The following is a 13005-nucleotide window of genomic DNA, read 5'->3' as shown; positions in this document are numbered from 1 at the left end:
GTTGGCATGCCGGGTGGCGCGCGCGTCACCCGGCGACTTCTTTAAGCATCCTTCCAGCTTTCCGGCCGGCCGGATCCCCGGCACACGTATCGAAACCTCGGCCAGAAGACGACATCCGCCATGCGTAAGCTATTTCTCGCTGCACTCTGTTGCACTACTCTCATGCTCGCCGCTTGCGGGGGCAGTTCGTCCGACAACGGGACATCGGCGGCGTCCGGCGCTTCGGCCCCGATGCAGGCAAGCGCCCCGGCGGCATCGACGTTGAGCGCGAAAGCGCAGCTCGGCGAGAAGATTTTCTTCGACAAGGGCCTGTCGGGCAACAAGAACATGGCGTGCGCCAGTTGCCACGACCCGGCTTTTGCCTACGGTCCGCCGAACAGCCTGTCGGTGCAGCTTGGCTCCGATCCGGCGCAGGCGGGCGTGCGCGCGGTGCCGTCGCTGCGCTACAAGTCGATGACGCCGCCCTACGACGACAATGCCGACAACCCCGATGGCGTGACGCAGAACGCGCCCGGCGGCGGTTTCATGTGGGACGGCCGGGCGACCTCGCTCGCGACGCAGCCTGCGCTGCCGCTCCTGAATCCGATCGAGATGAACAACAGCTCGCCGGATGCGGTCGTCAAGGCCGTGCGAAGCGCGTCGTACGCCGCGCTGTTCCAGCAGGTCTACGGCCAGGCGGTGTTCGGCGACACGACGACCACCTTCAACGATATCGGCGACGCGCTCCAGCAGTATCAGATCGAGGACCCGTCGTTCGCGCCGTATTCGAGCAAGTTCGACCTTTACCTCGGCAACAAGATCGGCGGCACGCTGACAGCCGCCGAGCTGCACGGTCTCCAGCTATTCAACGACACGACCAACGGCGCCGGGTGCGCGGCCTGCCACTTCGTGGGCGCGAACTTTCACGGCTCGGTCGGCCTGATGACCGACTTCACGTATCAGGCGATCGGCGCGCCGCGCAACGATGCGTCGATTCCGAACAACCCCGATCCGATTCCCGCCAACGCGAGCGCATCGTTCATCGACATGGGTCTGTGCGGACCCTACGCGACGCTCCATGTTCCCGGCTCGGCCACGAGCGGCGCGGGACCGGATCCGCTCACGGGCGTGAACGTGCCGGACCCGTACTGCGGGCGCTTCAAGGTGCCGACGCTGCGCAACGTGGCGTCGCGCAATGCGTTCTTTCATAACGGCGTGTTCCATTCGCTGGTGCAGGTCGTGAATTTCTACAACACGCGCGATACGAACCCGGAGTTTTGGTATCCGTCGACGGGCGGCAGCGGCGCGGTCGTCAACAATCCGGGTTTCGCGCTTCAGCCGACCTATACGCCGGGCGCGAAGATCAACCGGTTCAACGACCTGCCTGTCGCGTATCAAGGCAACATCGACGAGGAATTGCCGATGGGGCAGGGCCAGACCGATGCCGGCGGCGCAACCGCGGCGGACGGTGCGAAAGCGCGGCCCTTTCACGGCGCGACCCAGCTCACGCAGAAGGACGTGTCCGACCTGATCTGCTTTCTCAAGACGCTCAGCGACGGCTATCAGCAGCCCGCGCAGGCAGCGAGTTCGGGCGATTGCGTGAACTAATCGAAGCGGGCACGGTCCGGCCCGGCAAAGGCTGGACGGACCACGCAAACATTCATCTATTTTCTTGTGTTCTTCTATTCATGATTCGACCTGTCTTCGCCGTTCTCTTTGCCTTCACGCTTTCCGTATCGATGCACGTCAATGCGGCCGCCCGCGACACGAGCCATCTTCAGGAAGCCAATCGCGATAACTTCACTAGCGCCGTCAACGATTTTCTCGCGAAGCGGGGGCACCTGTGTCTCGGGAAATACAACTGGCCCGTCTATGTGATCGATGCGGACAAGGCCGCTCGCACGAACGATTCGTTGCAGATGCCCGTACTCGAAAAGCTCGGCCTCGTCACGGGGAAGGACATGACCGTGCAGGGCAAAGACGGGGGCAAGAAACTGATCGCCCATGCGCGTCAATACTCGCTGACGAGTGAAGGCGAGAAATACTATCTGCATATCCCCGAAGTCACCGCGACGGGGACGACCCGCGTCACGCATCCCGCCGACTTTTGCGTCGCGACGCTCACGCTCGATAAGGTGGTCGGCTGGGAAAAGCCGGTTCAGCGCGACGGCGACACGATGACATCCGTGCTCTACACATACAAGATCGAGCCGGCACGATGGGCGCGGGACCCTTCCTTCTTGCGCGTGTTCCCGATGGTGCAGCGCGTGATCGAGGGCGAGGGCACGCAGCAGTTGCGCGAAGGCATGCATCTCACGCGCGACGGCTGGGTCGCCGACGAGATCTTCCCGCGCTGAAATAACCTATGCCTCTGACCGTCGATTTCCCTGCTCCGGTGCGCGACTGGATCGCCCTGAACCTCACGCGCGGCGTGCAGCCCGACCATCTCAAGCGCGATCTGGCCAGCCGAAACAATTCGATGAAACTGTCTTCGGCCATGGTCGATGCGGTTGCGGCCGCCTTTCTCTATGGCGTGCCCATGCCGGGCGAGACGCTGGACCTCGGCGCGCCCGCCATTGCTTTCGAGCCGGATCCGCTGCGGGTGCCTGTGGGGCCCTCCATCCATCTGGCCGAGCGCAAGACGCGCGTGATCGCGCGATTGCAGCGCCCGGCCGCCGTCCTGCTTGACGAGTTCCTCACGGGCAGCGAGTGCGACCAGTTGATCGCCCTCGCGCGACCGCGTCTGTCGCGCTCGACCGTGGTCGATCCCGTGACCGGCCGCGACGTTGCCGCCGGTCATCGCAGCAGCGACGGCACGTTCTTTCGTCTAGCGGAGACGCCGCTGGTGGCGCGCCTCGAAATGCGGATCGCCGCGCTCACCGGCCTCGCCGTGGAAAACGGCGAAGGGCTGCAGTTATTGCGATATCAGCCGGGCGCCGAGTCGACGCCGCATGTCGATTATCTGGTGGCTGGCAACGAGATGAATCGCGAGTCGATTGCGCGCAGCGGGCAACGCGTCGGCACCTTACTCATGTATCTGAACGATGTCGAGGGCGGTGGCGAGACGGTGTTTCCGCAAGTGGGCTGTTCGGTCGTGCCGCGTCGCGGCCAGGCCTTGTATTTCGAGTACTGCAACCGCGCGGGGGTGTGCGATCCCGCGTCCCTGCATGCGAGCACACCGTTGCGTTCGGGCGAAAAGTGGGTCGCGACGAAATGGATTCGCGCCCGCCGCTTCGTGCTGGGCGGGAATGGGCGCTAGCTGGCGATGCGGCGCCCGAAGCCTCATTGAGGAGGACGATCGAACCTGGCGATGCTCGCATCGTACCGGGCGCCCTGTCCGCCGAGAGCGACCGTTGCGCGTCGGGCGCTATCCAGCAGCATCTTCAAAGCCGTGTCGATCGTCGACGCATCGTCGAATCTTCCGCGTGGGCCGGACAAAGTCAGCGCGCCCAGCAACGCGCCGGTCGAGTCGAACACGGGTACGGAAGCGGAAGCCGTCTCCGGATCGCGTTCGCCATACGAGACCGCCCACAACTGCCCGCGTACGTCGTCCCACCTCGAATCGCCGGGTTCCGTGAAGGCGAGCAGCACCTTCCCGGACGCGCCTTTATCGATCGCGAACTCCTCGCCGATCCGGATCGACACTCTCACGCTTCTCGTTGGCTCGACGCGGTACAGCACCAGCCGATGATCGCCCTGACGCACGTAGAAGGATGCCGTTTCGCCCAGTTCGCGGCTCAACTGCTGAAGCAGCGGCTCCACGACAGGACCAACCTGAAAAGACCGTTGATACAGCGTCGCAAGCCGTAACGGCTGATGACCGACCGCGTACTGCCCGTCGCTCAGCTTTCTGATGTAGCCGCCATGCTCCAGCGCGCCCAAGAGCCGCAGGACCGTGCTTTTGTACAAGCCGGTCCGCCGCGACAGTTCCGTGAGCGTCAGTCGATCGTCGTTCGAGCCGAAGGCGTTGAGGATCGCGAAAGCGCGATCCAGCACCGCGACGCCGCTGGACGCCTCCTTCGCATCGGCTGAACTCTCCGTCGTCTCTCGCACCGTTCTCCCCCCGTGTCGTCAGTGTCGTCACTATACTGTTCTATCCAGCAGAACTCAAGTTCTATTTGACGGGTTAACCCGTCTTTCGCAGGGCCGCTGTTCGTTCTATTGTTCTCTTCAACAGAATTGTGGTCTATCAGATAGAACTTTAGCGAGGTGACAGATGAATTCTTCAGGTCCCGGTGTACTGATCAGCGAGGTCGGGCCGCGCGACGGTCTGCAAAGCATCAGAACCGTCATGCCGACGGCGGCCAAGCTGCAATGGATTTCCGCGCTCGCCGCAGCCGGACTCAGGGAGATCGAAGTCGGCTCCTTCGTTCCGCCGAGACTGTTGCCGCAGATGGCCGACATCCGCGAGGTGGTGACGCATGCGCTCTCGATTCCGGGGCTACATGTCGCGGTTCTCACGCCCAACTTGCGCGGCGCGCAAAGCGCCTTCGAAGCGGGCGTGCACAAGATCACGCTGCCGGTGTCCGTGACCAATGAACACGCGACGGCCAACATCAGGAAGACGACGGAGCAGATGATCGACGAGGTGCGCAGCATCGTGGCGTTGCGCGACGCGCAGTTCCCGGCGGTGCAGATCGAGGCGGGCGTGTCGGTGGCCTTCGGTTGCACGATCGCGGGCGTCGTCACCGACGACCAGACCATGCGCATGTGCGCCGCGATGGCCGACTGCGGCGTCGATGAAATCGGTCTGTCGGATACCAGCGGCTATGCCAATCCGGTGCAGGTGCGGCGTCTCTTTCGCCGTCTGCAATCCGAGTTCGGCGGGAAGGCGGGCGGCGCGCACTTCCACAACACGCGGGGTCAGGGTCTCGCCAACGTTCTCGCGGCGCTCGATGCCGGCGTCACGACGATCGATTCGAGTCAGGCCGGTCTCGGTGGCTGCCCCTATGCGCCGGGCGCGACCGGCAACATCGTGACGGAAGACCTCGCGTTCCTGCTCGAAGCGATGGGCTATGACACGGGCGTCGATATCGACAGACTGGCCGCCGCGCGCGCGATTCTCGCGCAGGCGCTTCCGGGCGAAGCGCTGTACGGGCATGTGCAGGATGCCGGCCTGCCGAAAGGCTTTATCTATGCGGACGGGCGCGCACCGAGTGCGCCCCAGCCGGAAGGATGTCTGCTGGGAGTGGCGCAATGAGCGAAGTGCAAGCGAACCAATCTCTGCCGTACAGCGGCGTGCGCGTCGTCGAGATGACGCATATGGTCATGGGTCCGACGTGCGGCATGGTGCTGGCGGACCTGGGCGCCGAAGTCATCAAGGTCGAGCCGATCTCGGGTGACAGCACGCGCACCCTGCGCGGCTCCGGCGCGGGCTTCTTCAGCACGTTCAATCGCAACAAGAAAAGCATTGCGGTCGATGTGAAGGACCCGCGCGGCGTCGAGATCGTGCACAAGCTTCTCGCGGGCGCCGATGTCTTCAGCGAAAACTTCAAGAGCGGCACGATGGACAAGCTGGGCCTCGGCTATGCGGCGCTGTCGAAGCTCAATCCCCGGCTGGTCTACGTCTCGCACAAGGGCTTCCTGCCTGGCCCTTATGACCATCGCACGGCGCTCGACGAAGTCGTGCAGATGATGGGCGGTCTCGCGTATATGACCGGACCGGAAGGCAAGCCGTTGCGCGCGGGCACGAGCGTCAACGACATCATGGGCGGCATGTTCGGCGCGATCGGGGCGATGGCGGCGCTCGCGCAACGCGAGCGCACCGGACGCGGCCAGGCCGTGCAGAGCGCCTTGTTCGAGAACAACGTTTTTCTGGTCGCCCAGCACATGATGCAGTTCGCCGTGACCGGCAAGGCCGCCGCGCCGATGCCGAGCCGCATTTCCGCATGGGCGGTGTACGACGTGTTCTCCGTGAGGCACGGAGAGCAGATTTTCCTGGCGGTGGTGTCGGACACGCAGTGGGCGTTGTTCTGCGACGCATTCGGTCTCTCGACGCTGAAAGCCGACGAGCGAATCGCCAGCAACAATCAGCGCGTGCAGGCGAGGAGCTGGTTGCTGCCGCAGCTTCGCAAGCACATGGAGCAATTCACCGCCGCCGAGATCAGCGCAGTCTTCGAGCGCTGTGGCTTGCCCTATGCGCCGATCACGAGGCCGCAAGACCTGTTCGACGATCCGCATCTGCTTGCAACCGGCGGGCTCGCCGACGTGACCTTGCCACCCGACGCGAGCGGCGCCGAGCGGCCGGTTTCGACGAAGACGGCCTTGCTCCCGTTGACACTGGACGGCGAACGCCTGCAACTGCGCGCCGCTCCGCCTTCACTGGGGCAGGACACGAGAACGCTGCTCCAGCAGCTCGGGTATTCGTCCGAGGACGTGAGGCAACTGACCGGGGCTGGCGTCATCAAGTGCCAGGAGCGAAAGCCCGGCGATGCGGCGAGTCCATCGGCCAACGAAGTAGCCAGCGCCTGAAATCGATAAAACAACCGGGAAGCGCGACGTCGTGCGTAACGGCATGACTTCGCGCGCCCCGGTGATCCGTCCGGAGACGACAGATGACATCCTTATCCTCGAATGTGACGGCCGAGAGCCCCGTTTATTCGACGCTCGAACAGCAGGCGGTCAGAAAAGCCGCATGGCGATTCATTCCGCTGCTGGCGCTCGCCTACTTCTTCAACTATCTCGACCGCACGAGCGTCGGCTTCGCGGCGCTGACGATGAACCGCGATCTCGGTCTCACCGCGACGCAGTTCGGCTGGGGAGCGGGCATCATGTTCGCGGGCTACTGCCTGTGCGAAGTGCCGAGCAATCTCGCCATGTATCGATTCGGCGCGCGCCGCTGGCTCGCCCGCATCATGATCACGTGGGGCTTCTTCGCGGCGGCGACGGCGCTCGCCGTGGGCCCGACCAGCTTCTATGTGATCCGCCTGCTGCTGGGCATCGGTGAAGCCGGCTTCTTTCCCGGGGTCATCTTCTTTCTCGCCGTATGGTTTCCGGCGAGCTACCGCACGCGCGTGCTCGCGTGGTTCACGGTGTCCACGCCGCTCTCGTCGCTCATCGGCGGGCCCTTGTCGGCGTGGCTCCTCAAGATGGATGGGTTGCTCGGTCTGGCGGGCTGGAAGTGGATGTTCATCATCGAAGGTCTGCCTGCGTGCGTCCTGGGTGTTCTCGTGTTGAAGATGCTCGCCGACAAGCCGGCCGATGCGACATGGCTCTCGCCGGAAGAACGGCAGGCGCTGCAAAGCGCGTTTGACCGCGAGGGCGCATCGAGTCAAAAGAAGAAGCACTTCGCGGCGGCACTGAAGGATGTGCGCATGTATATCCTCGCGATGATCTCGTTCGGCTTCACGATGGGCTCGTACGGGATCGGCATCTGGCTGCCGCAGATGCTCAAGGCGCACGGCATGAGCGTCACGCAGACCGGATGGGTGTCGGCCGTGCCGTACTTCTTTGCGACCATCGCGTTGCTCTGGTGGGCGAAGCGCGTGGATCGCCGTGGCGGGCATATCGCGAATCTCGCGGCGGGACTCTTCATCGGCGCGGTCGCGCTCGGGGTGTCGGCCTACTTCCAGCAACTCGTTCCCGCGATGACCGGCATCACGCTCGCGCTGATCGGCACGATCGCGGGACGCACGATCTTCTATACGCTGCCGGCGCGGTTTCTCTCCGGGCAGGCCGCCGCGGGCGGATTGGCGCTCATCAATTCGATCGGTGCGCTGGGCGGGTTCGCCGGTCCGTATCTCGTAGGCTTCCTGAAGGACAGCTTCGGCACGTTCACGGCCGGCATGATCGGCTTGTCCATCGTGCTCGTCGTCACGACCTTGCTGACGCTCTCGCTGTTTGCTTTCGACAAGGGAGAGTGACGATGGATTCGCTTCTTTCCCCCCAACGCCGCCGGTTGCTCGGCGCGGCCGCCGCATCGGTCATGATCCCGGCGCTCGCATCGCGCGGGGCCATTGCAAAAGAGGAGCCTCGCAGCATGAGCACGACCAGCAACTATCTTCCGGTTCGAGCGCAGTGGCTCGCATCCGGCACCGAGGCGGCGCTCGAACCGGAGATGCCGATCATCGACGCGCATCACCATTTCTATGAACGCACGGGCTGGACTTACCTGCTCGACGACTATCTCGAAGACGCGCGGTCAGGGCACAACATCACCGCCTCCGTGTATATGCAGGCGCTCACGCATTACCGGAAGGACGGGCCCGAGCCCATGCGCCCGGTCGGTGAGATCGAGTACGTCACCGGCACGACCGCCGCATTGCAGAAGGGAACGCCGCAGGTCGCGAAAGGCATCGTGGGCTATGCGGATCTGCGTCGCGGCGCCGCGATTCGCGACGTGCTCGAAGCGGAGCTTGCGGCCGGCGATGGCCGGTTGCGCGGCGTGCGTCACCTCGTGACCTGGGATGCGGACCCGACGCTCGTCAATCCGCTCTCGGCGGCGCCGCGCGGGCTGCTGCTCGATCCCGCGTATCGCGCGGGCGTTGCGCAACTCGGGTCGCTCGGACTGTCGTACGACGCCTGGCTGTTTTTCCCGCAGCTTCCCGAATTGTTCGATCTGGCGAAGGCGTATCCCGATACGCCTTTCATCGTCAATCATTGCGGCGGCGTCGTGCGAATCGCGAGTTATGCGGATCACCGCAAGGACGTGTTCGACACATGGAGCCGCTCGATGCGTGAGCTTGCGCAGTTGCCCAACGTGTTCGTCAAGGTCGGCGGTCTGGGCATGCGCATCAACGGCTTCGAATTCGAGAAGGGCGAGCGTCCGCCCGCATCGACCGAGCTTGCGGATGCATGGAAACCGTGGATGCACACGTGCATCGAGGCGTTCGGCGCCGATCGCTGCATGTTCGAGAGCAATTTCCCTGTGGACAAGGGCTCGTACCCGTTCAGCAACGGCTGGAATGCGTTCAAGCGCCTGACCGTACAGGCGAGTCCGCAGGAACGAGAAAGCTTGTTCCGGGGAACCGTGGCGAAGGTCTATCGTCTCGCGTGAGCGACCGCATGCGCCTCAACTCGTGCCGCTGATCTGCCAGATACGATCCAGCACCTGCGATACGGCCTGAATAGCCGGGTCGCCGCTGCGTCCTTCGGCATAGACGAACGCCACCTGCGTGCTCGCGCGGTGCTCGCCGAAGAACACGGCTTCGCCGGCATCGCGCGCTTCGTTCGCCAGCGCCTCGCGCATCAGACCGACGCCGACGCCCGCCGCGACGAGCGCGCGCATCAACTGCTCGTGATCGGCTTCGACGGTTTCGACCGGCTTGATCGCCGCGCTTTGCAGAATCTCGTTCAGCACTTCCTGATGCCCGCTGCGCGGCGCCATGCGGATCCACGGCTTGTGCGCGAGGCGTTCCAGCGCGAAGTCCTCGAAGGGCTCCCACGACGCGGGCACCACGAGGCGAAACGTCATTTCATCCAGCACCTTGACGTGCGCGCCTTCGGGCCGCTTCTTGCAGACCAGCAGGGCCGCGTCGATTTCCGCGCTGCGCAACGCGTCGATCAGCCAGCTCGTGCGGCCGACCTGCAAGTCGATCTTCAGGCCCGGATGCTGCGCAACCATCTCCGCGAGCAGCGGGCCGACGCGCAGCGCGGCGGGATCGAGCATCACGAAGCCGATGCGCAAACGGCCTTCGATCTGGCCGCGAAAGCCACGCGCCGCGTGAACGAACTCGCCGAACGTTTCGATGGCTTTTTCCGCGCGGCCGAGGAGCGCCTCGCCGCATTGCGTGAGCGTGACCGACGATGTCGTGCGCGACAGCAGGCGCACGTCGAGCTCTTCCTCAAGACTGCGAAGCTGGCCGCTCACGGCCGGCTGCGTCACGTGCAGCGCTTCGGCTGCCTTGGTCACGCTGCCGAAGCGCGCGACGGTCACGAAGGTTCGAAGCTGGCGAATGTCCATCTGATTCTCGCGTCCTGCCTCAGAAGAGGCGCTTATGAGCTTTATCCGGGAAAGTGATTTCCGCGGGCCGACCGACGCGACTATTCTCGATCACACCACATGAGCCGGGCAATCCGCTTCGACACCGACTGACCCACACGGAGACACGCATGACTTCATCCATCCTTCCCCGACACGCGGCCGAAGGCCTGTGCGCCCTGAGCGCGACGCAGGCCGTCGAGATGTTGCGACGCCGTGAAGCCTCGCCGCTCGATTTCGTCGATGCCGCCATCGCGCGCATCGAGGAAGTCGATCCGCACATCAACGCGCTGCCGTTGCGTCGCTTCGATGCGGCCCGCGATGCGGCGCGCCGCTTCCCGAAACCCGACGACGCAACCCTCGCGATGCCCGGCTATCTCGCGGGCCTGCCGATCGCCGTGAAGGACCACAACGACCTCGCGGGCGTGCCGACCACCTACGGCTCGCCCATCTTCCGGGACAACGTGGTGCCGGCGTCCGATCTGACCGTGGCGAATCTCGAACGTCACGGCGCGATTCCGCTCGCCAAGTCCAACGTGCCGGAGTTCGCGGGCGCGAACACCTTCAACACCGTGTTCGGCGCGACGCGCAACCCGTGGAACACGCGGCTCTCGGTCGGCGGATCGTCGGGCGGTTCGGCGGCGGCGCTCGCCTCGCAGATGGTGTGGCTCGCGACCGGCAACGATCTCGGCGGCAGCCTGCGTATTCCCGCGAGTTACTGCGGCGTGGTCGGCATGCGGCCGAGCGTGGGGCGCGTGCCGCGGCCCGTGTCGCCCGTGCCCTACGATCCGCTGTGGGTCGAAGGTCCGATGGGCCGCACGGTCGCCGATGTCGCGCTGATGCTGGACGCACAGGCGCATTTCGATGCGCGCGATCCGCTGTCGTGGCCGCGCAATCCGGTGCCGTTCGTCGAAGCGGTGCGCCGTCCGCGCGCGCCGCGCCGCGTCGGCTTCACGCCGGACCTGGGCATTGGCCGGGTGGAGGCGGAGGTCGCGCGCATCTGCGAACGGGCGGCACGGCGTTTCGCGGAGCACGGCGCCGCGGTCGACGACGGCTGCCCCGATTTCAGCGGCGGCTTCGAGGCGTTCCAGACCTTGCGCGCCAATCTCGTCGCGGCGGTGCGCGCGCCGCTGCTCGACGCCGCGCGCGATCGCATCTGCCCGGAGATCGTCTGGAACATCGAAAAGGGCCTTCGGCAGAGCGGCGAAGATGTCGCGCGCGCCGAGCGTCTGCGCGGCGCGCTGTTCAATCGCGTGAGCGCGTTTTTTGGGCAGTACGACGTGCTCGCGTGTCCGACCGTCGCGGTCGCGCCGTTTCCGGTCGATCAGCGCTTTCCCACGGAGATCGACGGCACGCCGCTCGATTCGTACATCGACTGGATGTATCTCACTTTCGTGCTGACGCTGACGGGTTGCCCGTCGATCTCGATTCCCGCCGGCACGACCGATGATGGCCGTCCGGTCGGCCTGCAACTGCTGGGCCGTCCGCGTGGCGATTTCGAATTGCTCGGCGCCGCGCAACTGCTCGAAACGACGCTCGGCGTATCGGCGTTCGCGCAGCGGGCGCTCGCCTGAGGCGCGCGCCGGTCCTCACGTTCCACGAGAGAACACAGACAGAGGAAGGAGACAGACATGTCGGTCGACAGCAGAGATGTAGTACCCGCGCACGCGCGCAGCGACGATGCACCCATGCTCGAACGCTTCGCGCTGCGCGTCACGGCCTGGTGCGAGAAGTGGTATCCGGATGCCTTCGTATTCGTCGCGTTGACGGTGCTGGCGGTCGCGCTGGGCGCGCTCGCGATCGGCGCGTCGCCGCGCGCGGTGGCGGTGTCGTTCGGGGACGGCTTCTGGAGCCTCATCCCCTTCACCATGCAGATGGCGATGGTCGCGATCACCGGTTACGTGATCGCGAGTTCGCCCCCGGTTGCGCGGCTCGTCACGCGCGCGGCGCGCGCCCAAAAGCGGTCGCGCCGCCGTGGCCTACGTCGCCTTTCTCAGCGTGCTGACATCGCTCCTGCACTGGGCGATCAGCCTCGTGTTCGCGGGCCTGCTGGTGCGCGAACTGGCGCGTCGCTCGGCGTTGCGCATGGACTATCGCGCGGCGGGCGCGGCGGCGTATCTGGGCATCGGCGCGACCTGGGCGCTGGGTCTCAGTTCGTCGGCCGCGCAATTGCAGGCGAATCCGGCCAGCATTCCCGCGACGCTGCTGCCGATCACGGGCGTCATTCCCTTCAGCGAGACGCTGTTTCTCTGGCAGAGCCTCTGCATCGCCGGCGCGCTCATCGCCGTCTCGACGCTGATCGCGTGGTGGACCGCGCCCGGCCCGGCGCGCGCGAAGACCGCCGCCGATCTCGGCATCGCGCTCGACACGATCGAGGATGCGCTGCCCGCCCGCGAGCGCCCCGGCGAGTGGCTCGAATACAGCCCCGCGCTGATTCTCGTGCTGGTGGCGCTTGGCGGCGGCTGGGTCATCAACGAGTTCGCGAGCAAGAACTGGCTCATCGCGATTTCAGGGCTCAACACGTACAACCTGATCTTTCTGCTGCTCGGCATGCTGCTGCACTGGCGGCCGAAACGCTTTCTGCGCGCCGTGTCGAAGGCGGTGCCCGTGACGGCGGGCGTGCTGATCCAGTTTCCGCTCTACGGCGCGATTGCGAGCATGCTGACTTCGGCCAGGGGCGCGGCGGGCGATTCGCTGACGCATCATCTGTCGACGCTGTTCGTGAGCATCGCATCGACGGATACGTTCGCGCTCGTGATGGGCGTGTATTCGGCGGTGCTGGGCTTCTTCGTGCCGTCGGGCGGCGGCAAGTGGATCATCGAAGCGCCGTATGTGATGCAGGCGGCCAACGACCTGCACGTGCATCTGGGCTGGGCCGTGCAGATCTATAACGCGGCGGAGGCGCTGCCGAACCTGATCAATCCGTTCTGGATGCTGCCGCTGCTGGGCATTCTCGGACTGAAGGCACGGGATCTCGTCGGATTCACGTTCGCGCAGTTCATCTGCGGCACGGTGCTCGTGCTGACCATGCTGTGGCTGCTGGCGCCGACGCTGGCTTATCATCTGCCGGTCATGCCGTAGGCGTTTCGGCACCGGGCGCGGCGGAG

The 13005-nt window shown here is 65.2% G+C and carries 10 protein-coding genes and 1 pseudogene; 9 read left to right on the top strand and 2 right to left on the bottom strand.

All coding sequences use genetic code 11. The annotated features are described in order from the left end of the window. Positions 1-120 precede the first annotated feature (120 nt). From LY284_RS26120 to LY284_RS26110, 3 genes are all read left to right on the top strand, one after another. A complete protein-coding gene (locus LY284_RS26120) occupies positions 121-1587 on the top strand; it encodes a cytochrome-c peroxidase (RefSeq protein ID WP_233388883.1) in 1467 nt (488 codons plus the stop codon). A gap of 80 nt (positions 1588-1667) precedes the next feature. Then, on the top strand, positions 1668-2336 hold the full coding sequence (locus LY284_RS26115; protein ID WP_233388881.1) for a hypothetical protein: 669 nt from the start codon (positions 1668-1670) through the stop codon (positions 2334-2336). A gap of 8 nt (positions 2337-2344) precedes the next feature. Further along, entirely contained in the window at positions 2345-3238 is an 894-nt protein-coding gene (locus LY284_RS26110; protein ID WP_233388879.1) for a 2OG-Fe(II) oxygenase, read from the top strand. 23 nt (positions 3239-3261) lie between these two features. On the opposite strand, the gene LY284_RS26105 is transcribed toward LY284_RS26110, so the two are convergent. After that, complete coding sequence (locus LY284_RS26105) at positions 3262-4032, bottom strand: IclR family transcriptional regulator (protein ID WP_233388877.1); 771 nt, start codon at positions 4030-4032, stop codon at positions 3262-3264. 163 nt (positions 4033-4195) lie between these two features. On the opposite strand from LY284_RS26105, the gene LY284_RS26100 reads away from it, so the two are divergent. The 4 genes from LY284_RS26100 (at position 4196) to LY284_RS26085 (ending at position 8974) form a co-directional block, all read left to right on the top strand. Beyond that, positions 4196-5179 (top strand): hydroxymethylglutaryl-CoA lyase, encoded by a 984-nt coding sequence (locus LY284_RS26100; RefSeq protein WP_233388875.1) that lies wholly within the window; start codon positions 4196-4198, stop codon positions 5177-5179. Then, a complete protein-coding gene (locus LY284_RS26095) occupies positions 5176-6450 on the top strand; it encodes a CaiB/BaiF CoA-transferase family protein (protein WP_233388872.1) in 1275 nt (424 codons plus the stop codon). The genes LY284_RS26100 and LY284_RS26095 overlap by 4 nt, the downstream gene beginning before the upstream one ends. 83 nt (positions 6451-6533) lie before the next feature. Beyond that, positions 6534-7841, top strand: a complete 1308-nt coding sequence (locus LY284_RS26090; protein ID WP_014251826.1) for an MFS transporter — start codon at positions 6534-6536, stop codon at positions 7839-7841. A 2-nt stretch (positions 7842-7843) separates the two neighbouring features. After that, the gene (locus LY284_RS26085) at positions 7844-8974 is read left to right on the top strand and encodes an amidohydrolase (RefSeq protein WP_233388870.1); all 1131 of its coding nucleotides are present in this window, start codon (positions 7844-7846) and stop codon (positions 8972-8974) included. A 15-nt stretch (positions 8975-8989) separates the two neighbouring features. Here the strand turns inward: LY284_RS26085 and LY284_RS26080 are convergent, their stop codons facing one another. Continuing rightward, on the bottom strand, positions 8990-9880 hold the full coding sequence (locus LY284_RS26080) for a LysR family transcriptional regulator (RefSeq protein ID WP_233388867.1): 891 nt from the start codon (positions 9878-9880) through the stop codon (positions 8990-8992). A gap of 149 nt (positions 9881-10029) precedes the next feature. Here LY284_RS26080 and LY284_RS26075 point away from each other — a divergent pair, with 149 nt between their 5' ends. Together LY284_RS26075 and LY284_RS26070 are read left to right on the top strand one after the other, a co-directional pair. Beyond that, positions 10030-11472: an amidase gene (locus LY284_RS26075; RefSeq protein WP_233388864.1), complete on the top strand. Its 1443-nt coding sequence runs from the start codon at positions 10030-10032 to the stop codon at positions 11470-11472. A gap of 57 nt (positions 11473-11529) precedes the next feature. Next, positions 11530-12979 (top strand): annotated as a pseudogene (locus LY284_RS26070) (short-chain fatty acid transporter). Positions 12980-13005: the final 26 nt, after the last annotated feature.

The sequence above is a fragment of the Caballeronia sp. PC1 genome (assembly GCF_021353155.1).
Lineage (GTDB): Bacteria > Pseudomonadota > Gammaproteobacteria > Burkholderiales > Burkholderiaceae > Caballeronia > Caballeronia cordobensis.
This window is presented reverse-complemented; position numbering and strand designations above follow the sequence as displayed.